The 23,659-nt window shown below is 72.4% G+C and carries 24 protein-coding genes; 18 read left to right on the forward strand and 6 right to left on the reverse strand.

Annotation, left to right across the window (positions count from 1 at the left end; translation table 11 throughout):
* Positions 1-58 precede the first annotated feature (58 nt).
* The gene (dnaE, locus tag ACIGO6_RS04755; RefSeq protein WP_399871225.1) at positions 59-3,598 is read left to right on the forward strand and encodes a DNA polymerase III subunit alpha; all 3,540 of its coding nucleotides are present in this window, start codon (positions 59-61) and stop codon (positions 3,596-3,598) included.
* Positions 3,599-3,712: 114 nt separating this feature from the next.
* Here the strand turns inward: dnaE and ACIGO6_RS04760 are convergent, their stop codons facing one another.
* Positions 3,713-3,880 carry a hypothetical protein gene (locus ACIGO6_RS04760; RefSeq protein WP_399871228.1) on the reverse strand — a complete coding sequence of 56 codons (168 nt, stop codon included), beginning with the start codon at positions 3,878-3,880 and terminating at the stop codon, positions 3,713-3,715.
* Between the two features lie 224 nt (positions 3,881-4,104).
* Here ACIGO6_RS04760 and ACIGO6_RS04765 point away from each other — a divergent pair, with 224 nt between their 5' ends.
* The 4 genes from ACIGO6_RS04765 to ACIGO6_RS04780 all read left to right on the forward strand — a co-directional run bounded on the left by ACIGO6_RS04765 (position 4,105) and on the right by ACIGO6_RS04780 (position 8,155).
* Positions 4,105-5,319: an NYN domain-containing protein gene (locus tag ACIGO6_RS04765; protein ID WP_399871231.1), complete on the forward strand. Its 1,215-nt coding sequence runs from the start codon at positions 4,105-4,107 to the stop codon at positions 5,317-5,319.
* A 178-nt stretch (positions 5,320-5,497) separates the two neighbouring features.
* Complete coding sequence (locus tag ACIGO6_RS04770; protein ID WP_399871232.1) at positions 5,498-6,472, forward strand: ABC transporter ATP-binding protein; 975 nt, start codon at positions 5,498-5,500, stop codon at positions 6,470-6,472.
* Between the two features lie 122 nt (positions 6,473-6,594).
* On the forward strand, positions 6,595-7,419 hold the full coding sequence (locus tag ACIGO6_RS04775) for an ABC transporter permease (RefSeq protein ID WP_399871627.1): 825 nt from the start codon (positions 6,595-6,597) through the stop codon (positions 7,417-7,419).
* 34 nt (positions 7,420-7,453) lie between these two features.
* A complete protein-coding gene (locus ACIGO6_RS04780) occupies positions 7,454-8,155 on the forward strand; it encodes an AAA family ATPase (RefSeq protein ID WP_399871234.1) in 702 nt (233 codons plus the stop codon).
* A gap of 27 nt (positions 8,156-8,182) precedes the next feature.
* On the opposite strand, the gene ybaK is transcribed toward ACIGO6_RS04780, so the two are convergent.
* The 4 genes from ybaK to ACIGO6_RS04800 form a co-directional block, all read right to left on the reverse strand.
* On the reverse strand, positions 8,183-8,683 hold the full coding sequence (gene ybaK / locus ACIGO6_RS04785; protein WP_399871236.1) for a Cys-tRNA(Pro) deacylase: 501 nt from the start codon (positions 8,681-8,683) through the stop codon (positions 8,183-8,185).
* A gap of 13 nt (positions 8,684-8,696) precedes the next feature.
* Positions 8,697-9,437: an LON peptidase substrate-binding domain-containing protein gene (locus ACIGO6_RS04790; RefSeq protein WP_399871238.1), complete on the reverse strand. Its 741-nt coding sequence runs from the start codon at positions 9,435-9,437 to the stop codon at positions 8,697-8,699.
* A gap of 11 nt (positions 9,438-9,448) precedes the next feature.
* A complete protein-coding gene (locus ACIGO6_RS04795; protein WP_399871241.1) occupies positions 9,449-10,492 on the reverse strand; it encodes a hypothetical protein in 1,044 nt (347 codons plus the stop codon).
* A 308-nt stretch (positions 10,493-10,800) separates the two neighbouring features.
* A complete protein-coding gene (locus tag ACIGO6_RS04800) occupies positions 10,801-12,378 on the reverse strand; it encodes an oxidoreductase (protein WP_399871244.1) in 1,578 nt (525 codons plus the stop codon).
* Positions 12,379-12,578: 200 nt separating this feature from the next.
* Between ACIGO6_RS04800 and hisD the strand changes: the two genes are divergently transcribed.
* The 10 genes from hisD (at position 12,579) to ACIGO6_RS04850 (ending at position 20,253) form a co-directional block, all read left to right on the forward strand.
* Positions 12,579-13,904 carry a histidinol dehydrogenase gene (gene hisD / locus ACIGO6_RS04805; protein ID WP_399871247.1) on the forward strand — a complete coding sequence of 442 codons (1,326 nt, stop codon included), beginning with the start codon at positions 12,579-12,581 and terminating at the stop codon, positions 13,902-13,904.
* Positions 13,901-15,013: a histidinol-phosphate transaminase gene (locus ACIGO6_RS04810; RefSeq protein ID WP_399871250.1), complete on the forward strand. Its 1,113-nt coding sequence runs from the start codon at positions 13,901-13,903 to the stop codon at positions 15,011-15,013. Before hisD ends, ACIGO6_RS04810 begins: the two co-directional genes overlap by 4 nt.
* Positions 15,010-15,603, forward strand: coding sequence for an imidazoleglycerol-phosphate dehydratase HisB (gene hisB, locus ACIGO6_RS04815; protein ID WP_007448566.1), 594 nt, complete (start codon positions 15,010-15,012; stop codon positions 15,601-15,603). The genes ACIGO6_RS04810 and hisB overlap by 4 nt, the downstream gene beginning before the upstream one ends.
* Positions 15,604-15,606: 3 nt before the next feature.
* On the forward strand, positions 15,607-15,771 hold the full coding sequence (locus ACIGO6_RS04820) for a hypothetical protein (RefSeq protein WP_399871252.1): 165 nt from the start codon (positions 15,607-15,609) through the stop codon (positions 15,769-15,771).
* On the forward strand, positions 15,762-16,415 hold the full coding sequence (gene hisH, locus ACIGO6_RS04825) for an imidazole glycerol phosphate synthase subunit HisH (protein WP_399871630.1): 654 nt from the start codon (positions 15,762-15,764) through the stop codon (positions 16,413-16,415). The genes ACIGO6_RS04820 and hisH overlap by 10 nt, the downstream gene beginning before the upstream one ends.
* A 17-nt stretch (positions 16,416-16,432) precedes the next feature.
* Positions 16,433-17,158 carry a bifunctional 1-(5-phosphoribosyl)-5-((5-phosphoribosylamino)methylideneamino)imidazole-4-carboxamide isomerase/phosphoribosylanthranilate isomerase PriA gene (gene priA, locus ACIGO6_RS04830; RefSeq protein WP_399871633.1) on the forward strand — a complete coding sequence of 242 codons (726 nt, stop codon included), beginning with the start codon at positions 16,433-16,435 and terminating at the stop codon, positions 17,156-17,158.
* Entirely contained in the window at positions 17,155-17,559 is a 405-nt protein-coding gene (locus ACIGO6_RS04835; RefSeq protein ID WP_399871254.1) for a RidA family protein, read from the forward strand. Before priA ends, ACIGO6_RS04835 begins: the two co-directional genes overlap by 4 nt.
* The gene (hisF, locus tag ACIGO6_RS04840; RefSeq protein ID WP_399871257.1) at positions 17,556-18,311 is read left to right on the forward strand and encodes an imidazole glycerol phosphate synthase subunit HisF; all 756 of its coding nucleotides are present in this window, start codon (positions 17,556-17,558) and stop codon (positions 18,309-18,311) included. The genes ACIGO6_RS04835 and hisF overlap by 4 nt, the downstream gene beginning before the upstream one ends.
* 84 nt (positions 18,312-18,395) lie before the next feature.
* Positions 18,396-18,983: an ArsR/SmtB family transcription factor gene (locus ACIGO6_RS04845; protein WP_399871259.1), complete on the forward strand. Its 588-nt coding sequence runs from the start codon at positions 18,396-18,398 to the stop codon at positions 18,981-18,983.
* Entirely contained in the window at positions 18,976-20,253 is a 1,278-nt protein-coding gene (locus ACIGO6_RS04850) for an MFS transporter (RefSeq protein WP_399871262.1), read from the forward strand. Before ACIGO6_RS04845 ends, ACIGO6_RS04850 begins: the two co-directional genes overlap by 8 nt.
* Positions 20,254-20,268: 15 nt before the next feature.
* On the opposite strand, the gene ACIGO6_RS04855 is transcribed toward ACIGO6_RS04850, so the two are convergent.
* Positions 20,269-20,904, reverse strand: coding sequence for a TIGR03085 family metal-binding protein (locus ACIGO6_RS04855; RefSeq protein WP_399871265.1), 636 nt, complete (start codon positions 20,902-20,904; stop codon positions 20,269-20,271).
* Positions 20,905-20,985: 81 nt separating this feature from the next.
* Here ACIGO6_RS04855 and hisI point away from each other — a divergent pair, with 81 nt between their 5' ends.
* From hisI to ACIGO6_RS04870, 3 genes are all read left to right on the forward strand, one after another.
* Entirely contained in the window at positions 20,986-21,420 is a 435-nt protein-coding gene (gene hisI, locus ACIGO6_RS04860) for a phosphoribosyl-AMP cyclohydrolase (protein WP_399871267.1), read from the forward strand.
* Between the two features lie 20 nt (positions 21,421-21,440).
* Positions 21,441-22,931 carry an anthranilate synthase component I gene (locus tag ACIGO6_RS04865; protein WP_399871637.1) on the forward strand — a complete coding sequence of 497 codons (1,491 nt, stop codon included), beginning with the start codon at positions 21,441-21,443 and terminating at the stop codon, positions 22,929-22,931.
* 62 nt (positions 22,932-22,993) lie between these two features.
* Positions 22,994-23,635: a TIGR02234 family membrane protein gene (locus ACIGO6_RS04870; protein ID WP_399871268.1), complete on the forward strand. Its 642-nt coding sequence runs from the start codon at positions 22,994-22,996 to the stop codon at positions 23,633-23,635.
* Positions 23,636-23,659 lie beyond the last annotated feature (24 nt).

Raw genomic sequence — 23,659 nt, forward strand, 5'->3', positions numbered from 1 at the left:
CGCTGACCCCCCGGACTGACCGCAGCCCGTCGCCCACAGTTTTCTCAGGAGGCCGCACGTGTCCAAGCCGCCGTTCACGCACCTGCACGTCCACACCCAGTACTCGCTGCTGGACGGTGCCGCGCGGCTGAAGGACATGTTCAACGCCTGCAATGAGATGGGCATGACGCACATCGCCATGTCCGACCACGGCAACCTGCACGGGGCGTACGACTTCTTTCATTCCGCGGAGAAGGCCGGAGTCACCCCGATCATCGGGATCGAGGCGTATGTCGCCCCCGAGTCGCGCCGCAACAAGCGCAAGATCCAGTGGGGCCAGCCGCACCAGAAGCGGGACGACGTCTCCGGTTCGGGTGGTTACACCCACAAGACCATGTGGGCGACGAACAGCACCGGCCTGCACAACCTCTTCCGGCTCTCCTCCGACGCGTACGCCGAGGGCTGGCTGCAGAAGTGGCCGCGAATGGACAAGGAGACCATCAGCCAGTGGTCCGAGGGCATCGTGGCCTCCACCGGCTGCCCCTCCGGCGAGGTGCAGACCCGGCTGCGCCTCGGCCACTTCGACGAGGCCCTCAAGGCGGCCGCCGACTACCAGGACATCTTCGGCAAGGACCGGTACTTCCTGGAGCTGATGGACCACGGCATCGAGATCGAGCACCGGGTGCGCGACGGGCTCCTCGAGATCGGCAAGAAGCTCGGCATCCCGCCGCTGGTGACGAACGACTCGCACTACACGTACGCGCACGAGGCGACCGCCCACGACGCCCTGCTGTGCATCCAGACCGGCAAGAACCTCTCCGACCCGGACCGCTTCCGCTTCGACGGCACCGGCTACTACCTGAAGTCGACGGACGAGATGTACGCCATCGACTCCTCCGACGCCTGGCAGGAGGGCTGCGCCAACACGCGCCTGATCGCCGAGATGATCGACACCACCGGCATGTTCGAGAAGCGCGACCTCATGCCGAAGTTCGACATCCCCGAGGGCTACACCGAGATCACCTGGTTCCAGGAGGAGGTCCGCCGCGGCATGGCGCGCCGCTTCCCCGGCGGCGTCCCCGAGGACCGCCAGAAGCAGGCCGAGTACGAGATGGACGTCATCATCCAGATGGGGTTCCCGGGCTACTTCCTCGTGGTCGCCGACTTCATCATGTGGGCCAAGAACCAGGGCATCGCGGTCGGCCCCGGCCGAGGCTCCGCGGCCGGTTCGATCGTGGCGTACGCCATGGGCATCACCGACCTCGACCCGATCCCGCACGGTCTGATCTTCGAGCGGTTCCTCAACCCCGAGCGCGTCTCCATGCCCGATGTCGACATCGACTTCGACGAGCGTCGGCGCGTCGAGGTGATCAGGTACGTCACGGAGAAGTACGGCGCCGACAAGGTCGCCATGATCGGCACCTACGGCAAGATCAAGGCGAAGAACGCCATCAAGGACTCCGCGCGCGTGCTGGGCTACCCGTACGCGATGGGCGACCGGCTCACCAAGGCCATGCCCGCCGACGTCCTCGGCAAGGGCATCGACCTCGACGGCATCACCAACCCGGAGCACCCCCGCTACAGCGAGGCCGGCGAGATCCGCTCGATGTACGAGAACGAGCCGGACGTGAAGAAGGTCATCGACACCGCCAAGGGCGTCGAGGGCCTCGTGAGGCAGATGGGCGTGCACGCGGCCGGCGTGATCATGTCCAGCGAGCCGATCGTCGACCACGCCCCGATCTGGGTGCGGCACACCGACGGTGTGACCATCACGCAGTGGGACTACCCGCAGTGCGAGTCGCTCGGCCTGCTGAAGATGGACTTCCTCGGCCTGCGCAACCTCACGATCATGGACGACGCCGTCAAGATGGTGAAGTCCAACAAGGGCATCGACCTCGACCTGCTGTCCCTGCCGCTGGACGACCCCACGACCTTCGAACTGCTCCAGCGCGGCGACACGCTCGGCGTCTTCCAGTTCGACGGCGGCCCCATGCGCTCGCTGCTGCGGCTGATGAAGCCCGACAACTTCGAGGACATCTCCGCCGTCTCCGCGCTCTACCGTCCCGGCCCGATGGGCATGGACTCGCACACCAACTACGCCCTGCGCAAGAACGGCCTCCAGGAGATCACGCCGATCCACAAGGAGCTGGAGGAGCCCCTCCAGGAGGTCCTCGCGGTCACCTACGGCCTGATCGTCTATCAGGAGCAGGTGCAGAAGGCCGCCCAGATCATCGCGGGCTACTCGCTCGGCGAGGCCGACATCCTCCGCCGCGTGATGGGCAAGAAGAAGCCCGACGAACTGGCGAAGAACTTCGTCCTCTTCCAGGAGGGCGCCCGCAAGAAGGGCTACAGCGACGAGGCCATCCAGGCGCTGTGGGACGTGCTGGTCCCGTTCGCCGGCTACGCCTTCAACAAGGCGCACTCGGCGGCGTACGGACTGGTCTCGTACTGGACCGCGTACCTCAAGGCGAACCATCCCGCCGAGTACATGGCCGCCCTGCTCACCTCGGTCAAGGACGACAAGGACAAGTCGGCCGTCTACCTGAACGAGTGCCGGCGCATGGGCATCAAGGTGCTGCCGCCCAACGTCAACGAGTCCATGGCGAACTTCGCCGCGCAGGGCGACGACGTGATCCTCTTCGGCCTCTCCGCCGTCCGCAACGTCGGCACCAACGTGGTCGAGTCGATCATCAGGTGCCGCAAGGCCAAGGGGAAGTACGCCTCCTTCCCCGACTACCTGGACAAGGTGGAGGCGGTCGTCTGCAACAAGCGGACGACGGAGTCGCTGATCAAGGCCGGCGCCTTCGACGAGCTGGGCCACACCCGCAAGGGCCTCACCGCGCAGTACGAGCCGATGATCGACAACGTGGTCGCGGTCAAGCGCAAGGAGGCCGAGGGCCAGTTCGACCTCTTCGGCGGCATGGGCGACGAGCAGAGCGACGAGCCCGGCTTCGGACTCGACGTGGTCTTCGGCGAGGACGAGTGGGACAAGACCTATCTGCTCGCCCAGGAGCGGGAGATGCTGGGTCTCTACGTCTCCGACCACCCGCTCTTCGGCCTGGAGCACGTGCTGTCCGACAAGGCCGACGCGGGCATCTCCCAGCTCACCGGCGGCGACTTCGGCGACGGCGCGGTCGTCACCATCGGCGGCATCATCTCCGGCCTCCAGCGAAAGATGACCAAGCAGGGCAATGCCTGGGCCATCGCCACCGTCGAGGACCTGGCCGGCTCCATCGAGTGCATGTTCTTCCCGGCGACGTACCAGTTGGTGTCCACCCAACTCGTCGAGGACGCCGTGGTGTTCGTCAAGGGCCGCCTCGACAAGCGGGAGGACGTGCCCCGGCTGGTCGCCATGGAGCTGATGATCCCCGACCTGTCCAACGCGGGCACCAACGCGCCCGTCGTCCTGACCATCCCGGCCACGCGGATCACGCCGCCGATGGTCAGCCGTCTCGGCGAGATCCTCACGCACCACCGGGGCGACAGCGAGGTGCGGATCAAGCTCCAGGGGCCGACGAAGACGACGGTGCTGCGCCTGGACCGGCACCGGGTGAAGCCCGACCCCGCCCTGTTCGGCGACCTGAAGGTGCTGCTCGGGCCGTCCTGCCTGGCGGGCTGAACCGGGGGAAACCCGAGGAAACCCGAGGAAACTCGGGGAACGAGCAAGGGGCGCTCCCGGTCTCCGGGGGCGCCCCTCGTCCGTGCCGGGCCGCCACGGCCCGTCGCACGGTGGTCAGTTGTGGCCGAAGCGCTTCTGCCGCTTGCGGGAGGCCGCGTCGCCGGGCGACGTCAGCTGCGGGGAGTGCTGCTCGTCACGGTCCAGCACCGCCGACTCGGCGGTGTGCGAGGCACGCTCGGTCCGGGGCTGCTTACGTTCACGGTTGCTCTTGTTCTTGGCCATGGTGATCTGCCTCCTGAGGGGGATCTAGGGGCCAGGGCCGGAACCAGATTCACATAAGCGGATAAAGAACGCATATCGGGTAATTACCGTGCGTGACACGGCTCGTCGGGCCGCGAGGTGCCGAAACGCCACGCCGAAGATCGAGTTCGGGCCGTTAACCTCCGCGTGGTCGGGCAGACTCGAAGGAAGCCCGAAGCAAACCTCCCGGAAAGAGGGTGGATCGCGTGGACCGCTGCATCGTCCTGGTGGACGCCGGGTATCTGCTGGGGGCCGCCGCGAGTCTCCTGGCGGGAGAGCCCTCGCGCTCGCGCATCACCGTCGATCACGCCGCCCTCATCCAGGGGTTGCGCGACCGCGCCGAGTCCGACACGCAGCAGCCCCTGCTGCGCATCTACTGGTTCGACGGCGCCCCCGACCGCGTCCCGCAGCCCGAACACCGGCGGCTGCGCGTGATGCCCCGGGTCACCGTCCGACTCGGTGCCCTCACGCGCAGTGACGGACGCTGGGCCCAGAAGGGCGTGGACGCCGCCATGCACGCCGAGCTGACCGAACTGGCCCGCAACCGCGCCTGCTCCGACGTCGTCCTGGTGACCGGCGACGGCGATCTGCTGCCGGGCATGATGGCGGCCAAGGAGCACGGCGTCGCCGTCCACCTGTGGGCCGTACAGGCAGCCGACGGCGACTACAACCAGTCCGAGGACCTGGTCGCCGAGGCCGACGAGCGACGCGTCCTGGACCGTACGTGGATCACCAAGGCCGTGCGGGCCAAGGAACTCGGCGGCATCTGCGCGCCACCGCCCGTGCCCCGCCCCGAGATCGCCGCGATCCTCTCCGCACCGCTGCCCGAGTCCGCCCTCTCCGCGACCGCGGAGCGGCGCCCCGAGGAGCCGGAGCACCCCACGGCGCCCGGCGCCGCACGCAACGGCACCGAGGAGCGCGTGCCGCCCGCCAAGGGCGTCCCCACCCCCAAGGACCTCGCCGCCCTGCGCGCCCCCGGCGCCCACCCCGCCGCGCACCCCCCGACCGCCACCCTGCGCTGGTCCTCCGACAAGGGCTGGGTCGACCGGCCCGCCGGCGAGCCGTCCGAGGCCGCCTCGATGCCGACGCTGGCCCAGCTCACCACGGCCGAGCAGCGCTGGGCCGACCGCGAGGAGGACATCACCACGGTCGGCGGTGACCCGTACGAGGTCGGGCAGGTCTTCGCCCGCCGCTGGCTGGAACGCCTCGGCGACCACGGCCACCTGCAGAAACTGTCCGGGATGTACCCCCGCATCCCGCACCGCGTCGACGGGGAGCTGCTGCGCTACGCCGCCCGCTTCGGACTGCTGGCCCACAAGGACGACCAGATCGACGAGCACGACCGGTACGCGATCCGGGCCGGGTTCTGGCGGGAGATCGACGTCCGGACGGCGACCGAGCGCACCCCCGTGACGGAGTGAGGCCGGCCTCCGGCGAGGCCCTCCGGCCGTCCGCGCCCGTCCCCGGCCCTCCCCGGCTTTCCCCGGCTGAATCGACACTTATGGGCGGACCCGAGGGCGGGGCGGGCGGACGGACCCCGTAGTCTCGTCCCTTGTGAGTACGCGCGCGGCACAGGCACCTCGACCCGGTGGCGATGCCGTGTGCGCGGTGCGCGCACTGACCAAGACCTATCCGGCCGTACGCGGCCGGCGCGGCGTTCCCGCCACCCCCGAGGTGCGGGCCACCGACGACGTGACCCTGGACATCCGCCGCGGTGAGATCTTCGGCCTGCTCGGACCGAACGGCGCCGGCAAGTCCACCCTCGTACGCCAGCTCACCGGTCTGATGCGGCCCGACAGCGGCAGCGTGGAGATCCTCGGCCACGACATCGTGCGCCACCCGGAGCGGGCCGCCCGGATCCTCGCCTACCTCGGCCAGGAGTCCAGCGCCCTGGACGAGCTGACCGTGTCGCTCGCCGCCGAGACCACCGGACGGCTGCGCGGCCTGGAGGTGCGTCAGGCACGCGCCGAGCGGGACGCCGTCCTCGACGAGCTGGGACTGACCCCGCTCGCCGCCCGCCCGATCAAGAAGCTCTCCGGCGGACAGCGCCGCCTGGCCTGCTTCGCCGCCGCGCTCGTGGGGGAGCGCCCGCTGCTCGTCCTGGACGAGCCGACCACCGGCATGGACCCGGTGGCGCGGCGCGCGGTGTGGGCGGCCGTCGACCGGCGGCGCGCCGAGCGCGGTACGACCGTGCTGCTGGTCACCCACAACGTCATCGAGGCCGAGACGGTGATGGACCGGGTCGCCGTGCTGGACCGGGGACGCGTGATCGCCTGCGACACGCCCTCGGGGCTCAAGGAGAAGGTCGCCGGAGAGGTCCGCGTCGACCTGGTGTGGCGCGAGACGGCACCGCTGCACGTCCCCGAGGTCGCCGCCCTGCGCGACCGCGCCGCCGAGTCGGGACGCCGCTGGACGCTGCGGCTCGCCCCCGAGGAGGCCCGCGCGGTCGTCGCCACCGTCACCGGCGGCGCCGCCTTCGCCGCCCTGGACGACTTCACCCTGGCCACGCCCAGCCTGGAGGACGTGTACCTGGCGCTGGGCGGCGCCGCGCGGCAGGGACTGGTGAGGGCTTGAGCATCCGCACGGTGAGCACGCCGGCCGCCGCGTCCGTACCCGTCGGGGAGACCCCGTCGGGGCCCGCCGCGCAGGACACCGACGGGGCTACGAAGGACACCGACGAAGGGGAGCAGCGCGACGTGAGTGTCGTACCCGCCGATGTCGTGCCGGGCGGTGCCCTGGCCGTCGAGGAGCAGGACGCCGTCGGCCCGGCCGAGCTCGGGCCCAGGGCGCGGCTGTGGCCCTCCCTCGTGGCCGTCTACCGGGCGCAGCTGTCCCGGGCGCGGGTGGCGCGGATACCGCTGCTGTTCGTGGCCACGTTCCAGTCGATCGGCATCATGATCCTGATGCGCGGCGTCGTGGACGGCGGCGGCGAGGCGCAGGCCGTGGTCGCCGGGTCGGCGGTGCTCGTGGTGGCGTTCGTCGCCCTGAACCTCCTCGCCCAGTACTTCGGGCAGCTGCGCGCGAGCGGCGGGCTCGACCACTACGCGACGCTGCCGGTGCCGCCGGCCGCGGTGGTGCTGGGCGCGGCGGGCGCGTACGCGTCCTTCACCGTGCCGGGGACCGTGGTGACGGCGGTGTTCGGGTGCGTGCTGTTCGGGCTGCCGCTGACGCATCTGTGGGTGCTGGCGGCCGTCATCCCGCTGGCGGGCGCCGCGCTCGCCGGGCTGGGCGCGGCGCTGGGGCTGCTGGCGCCCCGGCCGGAGTTCGCCACGCTGCTGGGCCAGCTGGGCATGTCGGCGGCGCTGCTGCTGGGCGTGCTGCCGGCCGAGCGGATGCCGGAGGTGGTCCGTCTGGCCCGGGACCTGCTGCCCTCGACGTACGGCGTCGAGGCGTTCGCGCGCACCTTCGGGGAGCGGCCCGACTGGGCCTTCGTCCTCGGGGACCTCGCGGTGTGCGGCGTGGTCGGTGTGATCTCGCTGGCCGTCGCCACCTGGGCGTACCGCCGGGCCGCCGTCCGGTGACGCGCCGCACAGGCGGGTTTGGCACGATGGCGGGGTGACCGCACCTCTGACTCCGCCGCCACCGCCGAACGAACACTCGTCGTACCGGGGCGGCCCCGTGCCGCCGCCCGTCGGTGCGCACGCGGTGGGCACCGCCTACGGTGCCACGCACGACGACCACGGCGAACAGGACGGCCCCGGGATGTTGAGCGAAGTGCGTCAGGCCGCCGTCACCGTGGTGGCGGTGGCGCTCTCCGGTGTGCTGCTGGGCGTGCTGTGGTGGCAGCTGGCACCGAGCGTGCCGCTGGTCGGTGATCTCGTCGGCGACAACTGGGTCGTGTACCTCAAGGAGTCCGAGAGCGAGCAGGCGATCGGTGTCGACGGCACCTTCACGCTGCTGGCCCTCGCCTTCGGGGCGGTCAGCGCGCTGGCCGTCTTCCTGCTGCGGCGGCGCGGAGGCGTGCCGTTGGTGGTGGCGCTGGGCGTCGGAGGGCTGCTCGGGTCGCTGCTGGCGTGGCGGCTCGGGGTGTGGCTGGGCCCCGCGCAGGACGTGATCGCCCACGCCAAGGAGGCGGGCAAGGGGGTGACGTTCTCCGCGCCGCTCAAGCTGGGGGCGAAGGGCGCGTTGCTCGCGTGGCCCTTCGCGGCGCTGGTGGTCCACCTCGGTCTGACCGGGCTGTTCGGGCCCCGGGATCCGGACCCGTGGCCCGTGTACGGACAGCAGCAGCCCCCGCAGGGGCCTCAGACCGGGTCGTAGGGCGGGGTCGGTTCGCAGGGCGACGCGTCAGGCACGGCCGACGGGGGCGAGGACCGCGCCCGTGAGCCCGGCCAGGTCGTCGGGGGAGAGCTCCACCTCCAGGCCGCGGCGGCCCGCCGAGACGCAGATCGTGGGGTGACCGGAGGCCGACGCGTCCAGGACCGTCGGGAGCTTCTTGCGCTGGCCGAGCGGGGAGATGCCGCCCCGCACATAGCCCGTGGTGCGCTCGGCCAGGGCCGGGTCGGCCATCGCCGCGCGCTTGCCGCCCACCGCGGCCGCCAGCGCCTTCAGGTCCAGCTGGCCCGCCACCGGGACCACGGCGACCGTCAGCGTCCCGTCGACGTCCGCCACCAGTGTCTTGAAGACCCGCTCCGGGGAGACACCCATCGCCTCGGCCGCCTCCTCGCCGTAGGAGGGGTGGGCGGGGTCGTGGTCGTACGCGTGGACCGTGTACGCCACTCCGGCCGCCGTGAGGGCCACCGTTGCCGGGGTGCCCCCCGGCTGCTGCTTCTTCGACTTCTTCGCCATTGCGGCCAGTACCTCAGTTGAGACTCATCGGGCCGCGCGTCAGTTCCGACGCCGGCAACGACGGCAGCGTACGGATGATGGCGGTCTCGGAGCGAAGGAGTTTCAGTTCGTCCCGGAGACGGGAGGCGGTGTCCGGGGCCTGGAGCAGACGTTGCCGCGTCGGCGTGTCCAGCATCATCGCGGCGGCGACCAGGTAGGAGATCACGCCCGGTTCGTCCGGCAGTTCGGCACCCGTCGCCAGGGACCGCTCGCGTGCCCCCGCCAGCCGCTTCTGGTACTGCCGGAAGGACCGCAGCACGCCTTCGGCCAGCGCCCCCGCCTCGTCGCCGGGCTCCTCGGGCAGCGGCTCCAGCTCGGCCGTCAGGAACGGGCCCGAGGCGTCGACCGAGAGCAAGCGCACCCGGGTCGTGCCGGTCGCCAGCACCTCGAAGGTGCCGTCGGCCCGCTCGCGCACGGTCGCCGCGTCCGCGATGCAGCCCACCTTGTGGAACGCCTTGAGCGGGTCGGTGCCGAACCCGGCCGTCGGCCCGCGTTCGACCGTGGCCGTCGGGTCGGGCAGGCCGGGCTCGCTCGGGGCGACCTCGTAGCCGTCGCGGATCGCCACGACGGCGAACCGGCGCGGTTCGTCCTCGGGGGTCTTCAGCAACTCGCGCATCATGGCGCGATAGCGCTCCTCGAAGATGTTGAGCGGGAGCACCAGCCCCGGGAACAGCACCGAGTTCAGGGGGAAGAGGGGGAGCCGGACGGTGGTCACGACGCAGAAGCCTAATGGTCGCCGGGGCGGACGTGACCGACGCGCCCACTTCGTGGATGACCCGGACCCGTCGCCCCGGGCCCATGGACCGCCGCCGCGCGGACGTCCGCCCGCACCTGGAGGAAGCGGCCGAGCGGATCGTCCCCGTCCCCGCCCGGGGCTCGGTCCCAGGGGAAGGACGTGACGTACGGGCCGGTCAGACGCAGCTGTTCCGCCGCGTCCTGCACGCGCCCCAGGCGCACCAGGACGTACACCAGAAGATTCCGCAGCTCAGCCGGCCACGGCTGGGCCTCGGGGTGGGCGGCGGAGAGGGCGATGGCGCGGTCGGCCGCGGCGTCCAGCCGGGCCCGGTACGCACCGGCCGCGTCGCCCCGGCCGGGAGCGGTCAGACACGCGAAGGCCGCTCGTACCGGCAGCGCCCGGACGAGCGCGTCCTCGGGGGCGTCCTGCGCGGCGGTCTCGGCGAAGTCCAGGCACTCGCGGTGGGCGCCGGGCGAGGTCGCGGCCAGGTACTCCAGGGCGGCGACATGGCAGCCGTAGTGGTGCGGCGAACGGCGGACCGCCTGGGCCCACAGCCGGGCGAACTCGGCGTGCGGGGCGTGCGCGCCGCGTGCGGTGTCCAGCGCGGTGCGCCACGGCACGGGGTCGGGTCCGGCCGACTCGGCGGCGGCCGTGACCGAGGGGCTCACCTGGCGGAGGAGTTCGGTGCGGGCGGGGGAGTCCCAGGAGCGGTCCACCGTCAGCCGGAGCGCGACGAGACGGCCGTCGAGGTCGTCCGGGGCGGTGGTGCGCCAGTCCTCCAGCCACTCGGCACGCGAGCGCGCGAAGGCGGCGAGGCGGGTCGCGTAGCGGTCGCGGTGCTCCCACTCGGCGTTCTCGCGGGTGTGGGCGAGCAGGGCGGCGGCGGGGCCGTGGTCCCCGCGGGCCGCCGCGACCAGGGCGGGGGCGAGGCGGTCGTCGGGGGCGTCGAGGAGCACGTTGTCGTCTTCGACGGGGCGGGACGTCCGGGAGCGGGACCGGGCCCGGGCCGCCGTCCGGAGGAACGCGCGCAGCATGGCCTGTACGACGGCTGACGGTTCGTGATGGTTGTGCGGCCTCGGCTTCGCCTTCGGCCGTTCGGGTACCCGTCCGCACCCGTGCGGCTTTCGCCGTCGGGCGCGGGAGGCCCCGGCGGGGCGTTCCCGCGGTCCGCGGCGGTCCGCGGCGGTCCGCGGCGGTCGGCGGCGGTCGGCGGCGGTCGGGGGCGGTCGGGGGATGGGCGGGCCGGAGGGCGCCCCGGCACCGCCGGCCGAGTCCGGGCGCCCTGCTGCCCCGGGCGGGCGGCGCGCCTCCCCGCGACCGGGAACCGCGCTGCCCTACGCGATCAGCTACGGCGGAGCAGTCGGGTCGCGCCCGCCGCCACCGTCGTCGCCAGGATCCAGCCCAGCAGGATCAGGGCCGTCGCCAGCCACTGCCAGCCGTCGCGGAGCTGCCAGAAGCCGACCTGGCCCAGGTCGATCACCGGCAGCAGCAGGTCGAGGGCGAAGAGGGCGGGGTTCCAGTCGGGATGCTCGCCGCTCTTCAGCGGCGGCGGGTCGGCGCGCGCGAAGGCGAGCGAGCCCGCCGCCCACAGCACCGCCATCCAGACCGCGGCCCGGCCCGGCCGGTAGCCGTAGGCGACCGTCCAGTCCTGCGCGTACCCCACCAGCTTCGCGGCGATGGGCAGGCTCTCGCGGCGCCTGCGGTGCTTGGCGAGCAGCACCTCGCGGGCGTCCTCGTCCTCGCCCCCGGCCCGCAGCACGGCGGCGAGCCGCTCGTACGGCTCCGGGTTGTACTCGGCGGTCGCGGCGCCCACCCACCGCAGCCGCTTCGCCAGCGGGAACGGCCCCCGCGGCACGAGGTTCTCGTAGGCGAAGCCGCCCATGTGCAGCCGGCCCGGGCCGGGCCAGCTGTCCGCCCGGTCCATCAGATTGACCACCCGCGCCCCCGACAGCACCACCCGGCCGCGCGCCGGCCGCTCGCCCAGGAACCGCAGCTCGGGCGTCTGCACCCGGCGCAGCGACAGCTCCTGGTCGTCGGTGAAGGTGAACCGGGCGTGCTCGAAGTCGACCGCGTCGCCGAACCGCCCGTCGTCCAGCCGCACCCCGCCCTCGCACTCGAACCGCTGGATCCGCGTCCCCTGCGCCGGAGTGGTGCCCCGCAGCAGCGGGCTGCCCAGGCCCGCCGGCGTCAGGTACAGCGTGCGCTCCACCGCCAGCCGCGGCGCGTTCAACGCGTGCCGTGTGTACGGGTTGAGCAGCCGGGCGCCGCGCAGGCTCAGCGAGACGCCGACCTGGGCGCTGCGCAGGCTCACCTCGCCGTACGACTCCAGCATCTCGGCCTGGAGATCCTGCCCGACGGTGAGTCCGTCCGCGGCGATGGCGCGGCCGCTGCGGTCCCGGTGCACGATCGCCTGGCTGAGCAGCAGGTCGGTGCCTATCTGCGCGTCGGTGAGCCGGATCCCGGCCCGGAACCGGCAGCGCGGCAGATGCAGATCGCCCTCGGTCTGCAGCCGGGCCGCCTCCAGCCGCGGCACCGAGCAGTCGACCAGGCGCAGGGTCGTGAAGCGGGTCTCCGGCAGCAGCACCTCCCGCTCGAAGCGACAGCCCCGCAGCTCGACGTACGGCACCACCGTGCCGCCCGCGAGGTCCATGGTGTCGCTGATCCGGACGCCCACGAGCTGCAGCGAGGACACGCGGCCCGCGAGCGCGGGCGGACCGTCGAGAAGCAGCCAGCACACGATGCGGGCCCGCACGGTCCGCTCGAGCCCCCACGGGTGCCCGCCGTGCGGGTCGTCGACGAGCGCGTCGCCGCTGCTCAGGTCATACACGCTGCCGTTGCGGAAGGCCTGCCACATGCCGGCCTCGGCGGTGGTCAGGTCGTCCGGCAGCTCTCCGTCACGGTGGCCGGCCCCCTCGGTCACGGCACTTCACTCCCTCCTCGGCTACTCGCGAGTCGCTCACGCTTCGTACAACCGTTCATGCCCACTGGGTGACGCGCCGAACACTCAAAGTGAGGAGGATCTTCCCGGCCCCGCCGCCGGCGGCGACGACCCGTCGCGGTCTGTATCAGCCATTGATACGCGCGGACGGTCCTCGACGCGGGTCTGAGAGAATTGGTTCCGTGATCTCCCGAATCGATCTGCGCGGCGACGCCCTCCCCGAGGGCCCCGCCCTGCGCGACCTGCTGCCCCGAGCCGACTTCGACGTCGCGGCCGCCCTGGAGAAGGTGCGCCCGATCTGCGAGGCCGTGCATCATCGTGGCGACGCGGCGCTGATCGACTTCGCCGAGCAGTTCGACGGGGTCGAGCTGGACCAGGTCCGGGTCCCGGCCGCCGCGCTCACGCGCGCGCTGGAGGAGCTCGACCCGGCCGTGCGCGCGGCCCTGGAGGAGTCCATCCGCCGCGCCCGCCTCGTCCACCGCGAGCAGCGCCGTACGACCCACACCACGCAGGTCGTGCCCGGCGGCTCGGTCACCGAGAAGTGGGTGCCGGTCGAGCGGGTCGGCCTGTACGCGCCGGGCGGGCGCTCGGTCTACCCGTCTTCCGTGATCATGAACGTGGTGCCCGCGCAGGAGGCCGGCGTCGAGTCGGTCGCGCTCGCCTCCCCGGCCCAGGCCGAGTTCGGCGGGCTCCCGCACCCCACGATCCTCGCCGCCTGCGCCCTGCTCGGCGTCGACGAGGTGTACGCGGCCGGTGGCGCCACCGCCGTCGCGATGTTCGCGTACGGCACCGAGTCCTGCCCGCCCGCCAACATGGTCACCGGCCCCGGCAACATCTGGGTCGCCGCCGCCAAGCGCTACTTCACCGGCAGGATCGGCATCGACGCCGAGGCCGGCCCGACCGAGATCGCGGTCCTCGCCGACGCCACCGCCGACCCGGCGCACGTCGCCTCCGACCTGATCAGCCAGGCCGAGCACGACCCGCTGGCCGCCGCCGTCCTGGTCACCGACTCCGTGGAGCTCGCGGACGCGGTCGAGCGGGAGCTGGAGCCGCAGGTCGCGGCCACCAAGCACATCGACGACCGGATCGTCCCGGCCCTGAAGGGCCGCCAGTCCGCGATCGTGCTGGTCGACGGCATCGACGAGGGCCTGCGCGTGGTCGACGCCTACGGCGCCGAGCACCTGGAGATCCAGACCGCCGACGCCGCGGCCGTCGCCGACCGCGTCAAGAACGCCGGCGCGATCTTCGTCGGCCCCTGGGCGCCCGTGTCCCTCGGCGACTACGCGGCCGGATCCAACCACGTCCTGCCCACCGGCGGCTGCGCCTGCCACTCCTCGGGGCTGTCCGTGCAGTCCTTCCTGCGCGGCATCCACATCGTCGACTACACGCGGGACGCGCTGGCCGAGGTCGCGCACCACGTGGTGACGCTGGCGGAGGCGGAGGACCTGCCCGCGCACGGCGCGGCGATCAAGGCGAGGTTCGACTGGAAGGTTCCCGAGGGCAAGTGACCGGCATCGACGATCTCCCCGTACGGGACGAGCTGCGCGGCAAGTCCCCCTACGGCGCGCCCCAGCTGGACGTGCCGGTACGGCTGAACACCAACGAGAACCCCTACCCGCTGCCCGAGGCGCTGGTCGAGCGGATCACCGAGCGGGTCCGCGAGGCCGCCCGCGGCCTGAACCGCTACCCGGACCGGGACGCGGTCGAGCTGCGCACCAGGCTCGCCGAGTACCTGACCGACACCTCCGGGTACGCCGTGGACGCGCGCCACGTCTGGGCGGCCAACGGCTCCAACGAGGTCATCCAGCAGCTGCTGCAGACCTTCGGCGGGCCGGGCCGCACCGCGATCGGCTTCGAGCCCTCGTACTCGATGCACGGCCTCATCGCACGCGGTACGGGCACCGGCTGGATCTCCGGCCCGCGCCACGAGGACTTCACCATCGACGTCCCCGCCGCCGAGAAGGCCGTCGCCGAGCACCGCCCGGACGTCGTCTTCATCACCACTCCCAACAACCCCACCGGCAACGCGGTCCCGCCGGAGACGGTCCTCGCGCTCTACGAGGCCGCCCAGGCGGCCAAGCCGTCCATGGTGGTCGTGGACGAGGCCTACGTCGAGTTCAGCCACGGCGACTCGCTGCTGCCGCTGCTGGAGGGCCGGCCGAACCTCGTCGTCTCCCGCACGATGTCGAAGGCGTTCGGCGCGGCGGGCCTGCGCCTGGGCTATCTCGCCGCGCACCCGGCCGTCGTCGACGCCGTCCAGCTCGTACGGCTGCCGTACCACCTGTCGGCCGTCACCCAGGCGACCGCGCTGGCCGCCCTGGAGCACACCGGCACGCTGCTGAAGTACGTCGAGCAGCTGAAGACCGAGCGGGACCGGCTGGTCGCCGAACTGCGTGCCGTCGGCTACGAGGTGACCGAGTCGGACGCCAACTTCGTCCAGTTCGGGCGGTTCGCGGACGCGCACGCCACCTGGCGGAAGATCCTCGACCGGGGCGTCCTGGTCAGGGACAACGGCGTACCGGGATGGCTGCGGGTCACCGCCGGCACCCCGGAGGAGAACGACGCGTTCCTCGACGCGGTACGCGAACTGAAGAAGGAACAGGAGCAGAACGCATGAGCCGCGTAGGGCGCGTGGAGCGCACCACCAAGGAGACCTCGGTCCTCGTCGAGATCGACCTCGACGGCACCGGCAAGACCGACATCGCCACCGGCGTCGGCTTCTACGACCACATGCTCGACCAGCTCGGCCGGCACGGTCTGTTCGACCTGACCGTGAAGACCGACGGCGACCTGCACATCGACTCCCACCACACCATCGAGGACACCGCCCTCGCGCTGGGCGCCGCCTTCAAGCAGGCCCTCGGCGACAAGGTGGGCATCTACCGCTTCGGCAACTGCACGGTCCCGCTGGACGAGTCCCTCGCCCAGGTCACCGTCGACCTCTCCGGCCGCCCCTACCTCGTGCACACCGAGCCCGAGAACATGGCGCCGATGATCGGCGAGTACGACGTGACGATGACCCGGCACATCCTGGAGTCGTTCGTCGCGCAGGCGCAGATCGCGCTGCACGTGCACGTGCCCTACGGGCGCAACGCGCACCACATCGTGGAGTGCCAGTTCAAGGCGCTGGCCCGGGCGCTGCGCTACGCGTCCGAGCGCGACCCGCGCGCGGCCGGCATCCTGCCTTCCACGAAGGGCGCGCTGTAACCCATGACCGGTTCGTCCACCGCACTGATCGTCGTCGGCCTGTTCTTCATCGGCGGCATCATCTCCTTCGCCAAGCAGCAGATGCCCAAGGGCCTCATCGTGCTGCTCTCCATCGGCGCCGCGCTGTGTCTCTTCGCGGGCGTCCTGAGGCTGGAGGTCTGGAATTGACCTCGGTGAACCCCAAGCGCGTCGTCGTCTTCGACTACGGCTTCGGCAACGTCCGCTCCGCCGAGCGCGCCCTCGCGCGCGCGGGGGCCGACGTCGAGATCACCCGTGACTACGACAAGGCCATGAACGCCGACGGGCTGCTGGTCCCGGGCGTCGGCGCCTTCGCCGCCTGCATGGACGGTCTGAAGGCCGCCCGGGGCGACTGGGTCGTCGAGCGCCGACTGGCGGGCGGGCGCCCGGTGATGGGCATCTGCGTCGGTATGCAGATCCTGTTCGCGCGCGGCATCGAGCACGGCGTCGAGGCCGAGGGCCTGGACGAGTGGCCCGGCACGGTCGGCCCGCTCCAGGCCGACATCGTGCCCCACATGGGCTGGAACACCGTCGAGGCACCGGCCGACTCCCAGCTCTTCGCCGGCCTGGACGCGGACGCCCGCTTCTACTTCGTGCACTCCTACGCCGTCCACGACTGGACCCTGGAGTCGCACAACCCGCTGATCGCCGCCCCCAAGGTCACCTGGACCACGCACGGCAAGCCCTTCGTGGCCGCCGTGGAGAACGGCGCCCTGTGGGCCACCCAGTTCCACCCGGAGAAGTCCGGCGACGCCGGCGCCCAGCTCCTCACCAACTGGATCGAGACCCTGTAGAGATGAGCCCGGTAGAGATGAGCAAGCTCGAACTCCTTCCCGCCGTCGACGTCCGCGACGGCCAGGCCGTCCGCCTCGTGCACGGCGAGTCCGGCACCGAGACCTCCTACGGCTCCCCGCTGGAGGCCGCCCTCGCCTGGCAGCGCTCCGGCGCCGAGTGGCTGCACCTGGTGGACCTGGACGCCGCCTTCGGCACCGGGGACAACCGCGAGCTGATCGCCGAGGTCGCGAAGGCCATGGACATCAAGGTGGAGCTGTCCGGCGGCATCCGCGACGACGACACCCTCGCCGCCGCCCTCGCCACCGGCTGCACGCGCGTGAACCTGGGCACGGCCGCCCTGGAGACCCCCGAGTGGGTCGCCAAGGTCATCGCCGAGCACGGCGACAAGATCGCGGTCGGTCTCGACGTACGGGGCACCACGCTCCGCGGCCGCGGCTGGACCCGCGACGGCGGCGACCTCTACGAGACGCTGGACCGCCTCAACAAGGAGGGCTGCGCCCGGTACGTCGTCACCGACATCGCCAAGGACGGCACCCTCCAGGGCCCCAACCTGGACCTCCTGAAGAACGTCTGCGCGGCGACCGACCGCCCGGTCGTGGCGTCCGGCGGCGTGTCGTCCCTGGACGACCTGCGCGCCATTGCCGGTCTCGTCCCGGCCGGTGTCGAAGGGGCCATCGTCGGGAAGGCCCTGTACGCGAAGGCGTTCACTCTGGAAGAGGCCTTGGAGGCTGTGTCGACATGACGTCCGAAGCCGTACGGCGCGTGCAGAGCGGAAGTCCCTGGGAAGAGTCCTTCGGTTTCGCACGGGCCGTCGCGGCGGGCGACCGTGTCATCGTGGCGGGTACGACCGCCTTCAAGGGCGACGTGCTGTACGGCGACGGCGACCCGTACGAACAGACCAAGGTGGCCTTGGCCACCGCGGTCGAGGCGATCGCCGAGTTCGGGCTCGCCGTCGAGTCCGTGATCCGCACCCGTGTGTACCTGGCCCATTCGCGCGACGTGGACGCGGCGGGCCGGGCTCACAAGGAGATGTTCGACTCGGTGCGCCCGGTCACGACCCTGCTGGTCGTGGAGGGCTTCATCGACTCGCGGGTGCTGGTGTCAGTCGAAGTGGAAGCGTATAGAGGAGCCGTGGATTCATGACCCTGGCGGTCCGAGTCATCCCCTGCCTGGACGTGGACAACGGCCGGGTCGTCAAGGGCGTCAACTTCCAGAACCTGCGCGACGCGGGTGACCCCGTCGAGATGGCCAAGGTGTACGACGCCGAGGGCGCCGACGAGTTGACGTTCCTGGACATCACCGCCTCGTCGGGCAACCGCGAGACGACGTACGACGTGGTGCGCCGCACCGCCGAGCAGGTGTTCATCCCGCTGACCGTCGGCGGCGGTGTGCGCACCGCAGAGGACGTGGACAAGCTGCTGCGGGCCGGCGCGGACAAGGTGGGCGTGAACACGGCCGCCATCGCCCGCCCGGACCTGATCCGCGAGATCGCCGAGCGCTTCGGCCGCCAGGTCCTCGTCCTGTCGGTCGACGCCCGCCGCGGCGAGTCGGGCACCTTCGAGGTGACCACCCACGGCGGCCGGCGCGGCACCGGCATCGACGCGGTGGAGTGGGCGCACCGGGCTGCCGAGCTGGGTGCGGGGGAGATCCTGCTGAACTCGATGGACGCGGACGGCACGAAGGACGGCTACGACCTGGAGATGATCGCGGCGGTCCGCAAGCACGTGACCGTCCCGGTGATCGCCTCCGGCGGCGCGGGCCGCCTCGCCGACTTCGCTCCCGCCGTGGCCGCGGGCGCGGACGCGGTTCTGGCGGCGTCCGTCTTCCACTTCGGCGACCTGCGCATCGGCGAGGTGAAGGAGACGCTGCGGGGAGCGGGGCACCCCGTCAGGTAGAACGAGACGAAAGCGAAGTGATGCGAAAGAGAAGTTGTGCAATATTTATTGCGCAACTTCTCTTTCGCGTTCTATCGTGAGGGCATGCTGAGCCCGGAGAACCGCCCCATCACCGACCTGGGCACCCTCAAAGCCCTGGCTCACCCCCTGCGCATGCAGCTCTACCGCGGGCTGTGCGTGGCGCGCACGGCGACCGCGTCGCAGCTCGCCGAGCAGGTCGACGAGGCGGTCTCCCTGGTCAGCTACCACCTGCGCAAGCTCGCCGAGCACGGACTGGTCGAGGAGGCCGAGCCGCAGAGCGCGGACGGCCGGGAGCGCTGGTGGCAGCCCGCTTCCGACCGGGTGAGCATCCGCGACGAGAACTTCCGCGATGCCCCCGAGCGAGCCGCCGCCCACCTCGCGGCCACCCGGCTCTTCCACCGGCAGCGCGCCGACATGTACCGCCGCTACCTGGACGAACGCCCCACCTGGGGACCCGAGTGGAACTCCGCCGCCCCCGACAACGAGTCCCTGCTGCGGCTGACCCCCGCCGAACTGGCCGAACTGGGCGAGGAACTGCTGGCCCTGGCGAAGAAGTACGACGAGAAGGGCCGCGCCGCCGAAGCCGCCGGCGACACCGAAGGGCGCGAGAACGTGGCGCTGCACGTGTACGGGTTCCCGTTCCGTGTCTGAGGGGACCACGTCCGTGCCGGACGCGCTCACACTCCGGGCCACCCCCGCCGTACCCGCCCACCGCGACTCCAACGTCCTGCGCTGGGTCGCCGCCTACACCGCCTCCATGGTCGGGGACACCGTCTTCTACCTCGCCCTGTCCTGGGCCGCCGTGCAGAACGGCACTCCCGCCGAGGCCGGGGTCGTCACGGCCGTGAGTGCGGTGCCGAGGGCGCTGCTCCTGCTCGGCGGCGGTGTGGTCGCCGACCGGCTGGGGCCGCGCAGGGTCGTCATCGGCAGCGACGCCGTACGGTGCGTCACGGTCCTCGCGGTCGCCGCGATGCTCTTCGCGACCGACCCCGGGCTGTGGCTGCTGGCCCTGCTCGCCGTCGTCTTCGGCATCGTCGACGCCGTGTTCATGCCCGCCGTCGGAGCGCTCCCGGCCCGGATCACCGGCAAGGACCAGCTCGCCCGCGTCCAGGGCATGCGCGGCCTCGCCGTGCGCTTCGCCGCCGTCGTGGGTGCCCCGCTCGGCGGGCTCGGCGTGGCGGTCGGCGGTGCGGCGGCGGCCTTCGCGTGCGCGGGGCTGCTGATCGCCGTGTCCGTGCCGCTGCTGATCTCCGTACGGATGCGCGAGCTGCCCCCCGACGACGCGACCGGCACGCCCGCCGCGCGGGAGACGACCGCCTGGCGGGACCTGACGGGCGGGCTCCGCTACGTCCGCCGGCACCGCGTCCTCGGCCCGCTGATGGTGGCCATCGCCCTCGGCGACCTCGGCTTCGTCGGCCCGCTCAACGTCGGTCTCACCCTGCTCGCGGACGAGCGCGGCTGGGGCGCGTCCGGCATGGGCTGGGTGCTCGCGGGATTCGGCACGGGGGCCGGAGCCGCCGCCCTGCTGCTGACCGTGCGGGGACGCCTGCCGCGCGCCGGGTGTGTCGCCGCCGGCGCCCTCATCCCCGGCGCGGCCGCGATCGGCACCCTCCCGCACGCGCCCGGCCTCGCCACGGCCGTCGGCACCGCGGTGGTCGTCGGGCTGCTCACCGGGCTCAGCGGCGCCATGTGCGGGGCCCTGCTGCAGACCCAGTCCGACCCCGCCCACCTGGGGCGTGTCACCGCGGTCGCCGGGATCGTCAGCCTGGGCGTCGCACCGCTGAGCATGCCGCTGTCCGCCGCCGCCATCGGCGTCTGGGGCACCGGCCCGGTCTTCGCCGTCAGCGCCGCGGTCTGCGCGCTCGGCGGAGTCGTCGCCCTGGGGGCGCCGGGCGTACGGCGGGCCGAACTGCCCGGGTAGCCGCCCCGGACCGTCTCAGATGCCGAGCTGCTTCGTCTCGTGCAGTGTGGCGATCGCGTCCTTCTCGCCCTCCAGCTCCACTTTCGCCACGCTCTGCCGCCCGTACGCGAACAGCAGCAGCTCGGACGGCTCGCCCGTCGCCGTCACCACCGGCGTACCGCGATGGGCGACCGCCGTCTGGCCGTTCGGGCGGCGCAGCACCAGGCCGGTCGGGATGCCCCGGCCCATCAGCCGGGCGGCACGCTCCAGCCGGGACCACAGGGTGTCCTGGAAGACCGGGTCCAGCTCCCGCGGCGACCAGTCCGGCTGGGCACGGCGGACGTCCTCGGTGTGGACGTAGAACTCCACCGTGTTCGCCGCCTCGTCGACCTGCTTGAGCGTGAACGGCGAGAACCGCGGCGGGCCGGTGCGGATGAGCTGGATCAGCTCCTCGTACGGCTTCGCACCGTACTCCTCCATCACCCGGTCCAGCCGGGACGCCAACTGCTTGATCAGGGTGCCGCCGGCCGCGTCCGGCCGGCGCTCGCGCACCACCACGTGCGCGGCGAGGTCACGGGTCTGCCAGCCCTCGCACAGAGTGGGGGCGTCCGGGCCCGCCGTCTCCAACAGATCGGCGAGCAGAAGTCGTTCACGCTTGGCGAAAGTCGACATGGAGTCAGCCTACGGCGGTCGGCCGGGTCCGCCCAATGGACAACACCGGGGCGTGTCCGTCCCGCGCGGCACAATGGGCGCATGACCAGCAGCTCCCCCGCCGACGGCTCCTCCGGGCGCCCCGGCCCGCTCGCCCCGGAGATCGCCGCACGCCTCAAGCGCAGCGCAGACGGCCTCCTGCCCGCCATCGCCCAGCAGTACGACACCGGGGAGGTGCTGATGCTCGGCTGGATGGACGACGAGGCACTGCACCGCACGCTGACCACGGGCCGCTGCACCTACTGGTCGCGCAGCCGTCAGGAGTACTGGGTCAAGGGGGACACCTCGGGACACTTCCAGTGGGTGAAGTCCGTCGCCCTGGACTGCGACGCCGACACCGTGCTGGTCAAGGTCGACCAGGTCGGTGCCGCCTGCCACACCGGCGCCCGCACCTGCTTCGACGCCGACGTGCTCCTCACGGACGCCGTGGACGGTGCGGACGGCTCGGATGCCGCCACGCCCGCCGCGGATCAGTAGGGTCTGCCGCCATGGACGTCATGGACCTCGACACCTTCCGCAAGCTGGCCGCCGACCGCCGGGTCGTCCCGGTCAGCCGCAAGCTCCTCGCCGACGGCGACACCCCGGTCGCGCTCTACCGCAAGCTCGCCGCCGAGCGCCCCGGCACCTTCCTGCTGGAGTCCGCCGAGAACGGACGCTCCTGGTCCCGGTACTCCTTCGTCGGCGTCCGCAGCGCCGCCACCCTCACCGAGAAGGACGGGCAGGCCCACTGGCAGGGCACCCCACCCGTCGGCGTCCCCACGGGCGGCGACCCGCTCGCCGCCCTGCGCGCCACCGTCGAGGCGCTGCACACCCCCCGAGACCTCGCCCACGACCTGGGCCTGCCGCCCTTCACCGGCGGCATGGTCGGCTACCTCGGCTACGACATCGTCCGGCGCCTGGAGAAGGTCGGCCCCGGCGAGCGCGACGACCTGAAGCTCCCCGAGCTGACCATGCTGCTCACCAGCGACCTCGCCGTCATGGACCACTGGGAGGGCTCGGTCCTGCTGATCGCCAACGCGATCAACCACAACGACCTGGAGACCGGCGTCGACGAGGCCTACGCCGACGCGGTCGCCCGCCTGGACGCCATGGAGGCCGACCTCACGCGCGCGGTGGCTCAGCCCCCGGCCGCGCTGCCGCCCTCCGAGCTGCCCGAGTACACCGCGCTGTGGGGCGGCCCCGACTTCCAGGAGGCCGTCGAGGACATCAAGGAGCGCATCCGCGCGGGGGAGGCCTTCCAGGTCGTCCCCTCCCAGCGGTTCGAGACGCCGTGCACGGCGAGCGCGCTCGACGTGTACCGGGTGCTGCGGGCCACCAACCCCTCCCCGTACATGTACCTGCTCCGCCTCGACGGCTTCGACGTCGTCGGATCGTCCCCCGAGGCCCTGGTCAAGGTCGAGGACGGGCGGGCCATGGTCCACCCCATCGCCGGCACCCGTCCCCGCGGCGCCACCCCGCAGGAGGACCAGGCCCTCGCCGACGAGCTGCTCGCCGACCCCAAGGAGCGCGCCGAGCACCTCATGCTCGTCGACCTCGGCCGCAACGACCTCGGACGCGTCTGCGAACCCGGCTCCGTCGAGGTCGTCGACTTCATGTCCGTCGAGCGGTACTCGCACGTCATGCACATCGTCTCGACGGTCACCGGACGGGTCGCCCAGGGCCGCACCGCCTTCGACGTCCTCACCGCCTGCTTCCCGGCCGGCACCCTCTCCGGTGCCCCCAAGCCGCGCGCCCTGCAGATCATCGACGAACTCGAGCCCTCCCGGCGCGGCCTGTACGGCGGCTGTGTCGGCTACCTCGACTTCGCGGGCGACTCCGACACCGCGATCGCCATCCGCACGGCACTGCTGCGCGACGGCACCGCCTACGTGCAGGCCGGTGCCGGGATCGTCGCCGACTCCGACCCGGTCGCCGAGGACACCGAGTGCCGCAACAAGGCGGCGGCGGTGCTGCGAGCAGTGCACACGGCCAACCGGCTGGGGCGATAGGGCCATTCTCACGCCGCTGATTCGGAACCCCGGGTGACGGTTCGCCCGGGGTTCGGGTGATAGTGGAGTACGTGACAGCTGTTCCTCACCCCCGCACCCCCGCCGCAGGACCCGCCCGGGCCGGCCGCAGAAGCCTCGCCGTCGCCCTGCTGTGCGGCGCGCTCGGCGCCGCCGTCGCCCTGCTCGCCACCCGGCAGGAGTGGGCGGAGGGCACCGCGACCGTGGCCGGCGGCGCGTTTCCGCTGACGGCCAAGGGCAGCGACGTCACGGGCGTACCCGCGGCGCTCGCCATAGTGGGCCTCGCCGCGCTCGTCGCCGTCTTCGCCGTCCGCCGCGCGGGCCGCCTCGCCGTCGCCGCCCTGCTCACGCTGAGCGGCGCCGGCACCGTCGCCGCCGCCCTGGTCGGCGCCTCCGACAGCTCCGCGCTGGACGAGCAGGCGGCCAAGGCCGCCGGAGACACCTCGGCCACCGTGGACGCCCTCACCCACACCGCCTGGCCCTACGTCGCGGCCGTCGGCGGCGCCCTGCTCCTGCTGGCCGGGCTGCTCGCCCTGCGCTACGGCCGCCTGTGGCCCGCGATGTCCGGCCGCTACGAGCGGGACGGCACCCCCCGCCCGCGCCGCAGGCCGCAGACCGTCGACCCCGACCGGCCCGAGGACCTGTGGAAGGCCCTGGACCGCGGCGAGGACCCGACCGGAGCCTGACCCGCCGCGCGGGTGGAGCACCCC

This window comes from Streptomyces sp. NPDC053750 (genome assembly GCF_044544295.1).
Classification (GTDB): domain Bacteria; phylum Actinomycetota; class Actinomycetes; order Streptomycetales; family Streptomycetaceae; genus Streptomyces.

Excerpts from the sequence above, each read along its gene's own strand:
- ACIGO6_RS04845 (WP_399871259.1), top strand. The coding sequence starts at position 18,396 with ATGCTGAGCCCGGAGAACCGCCCCATCACCGACCTGGGCACCCTCAAA.
- ACIGO6_RS04760 (WP_399871228.1), bottom strand. The coding sequence starts at position 3,880 with ATGGCCAAGAACAAGAGCAACCGTGAACGTAAGCAGCCCCGGACCGAG.
- ACIGO6_RS04820 (WP_399871252.1), top strand. The coding sequence starts at position 15,607 with ATGACCGGTTCGTCCACCGCACTGATCGTCGTCGGCCTGTTCTTCATC.
- hisF (WP_399871257.1), top strand. The coding sequence starts at position 17,556 with ATGACCCTGGCGGTCCGAGTCATCCCCTGCCTGGACGTGGACAACGGC.
- ACIGO6_RS04855 (WP_399871265.1), bottom strand. The coding sequence starts at position 20,904 with ATGTCGACTTTCGCCAAGCGTGAACGACTTCTGCTCGCCGATCTGTTG.
- ACIGO6_RS04795 (WP_399871241.1), bottom strand. The coding sequence starts at position 10,492 with ATGCTGCGCGCGTTCCTCCGGACGGCGGCCCGGGCCCGGTCCCGCTCC.
- priA (WP_399871633.1), top strand. The coding sequence starts at position 16,433 with ATGAGCAAGCTCGAACTCCTTCCCGCCGTCGACGTCCGCGACGGCCAG.
- hisB (WP_007448566.1), top strand. The coding sequence starts at position 15,010 with ATGAGCCGCGTAGGGCGCGTGGAGCGCACCACCAAGGAGACCTCGGTC.
- ACIGO6_RS04865 (WP_399871637.1), top strand. The coding sequence starts at position 21,441 with ATGGACCTCGACACCTTCCGCAAGCTGGCCGCCGACCGCCGGGTCGTC.
- hisI (WP_399871267.1), top strand. The coding sequence starts at position 20,986 with ATGACCAGCAGCTCCCCCGCCGACGGCTCCTCCGGGCGCCCCGGCCCG.
- ybaK (WP_399871236.1), bottom strand. The coding sequence starts at position 8,683 with ATGGCGAAGAAGTCGAAGAAGCAGCAGCCGGGGGGCACCCCGGCAACG.
- ACIGO6_RS04835 (WP_399871254.1), top strand. The coding sequence starts at position 17,155 with ATGACGTCCGAAGCCGTACGGCGCGTGCAGAGCGGAAGTCCCTGGGAA.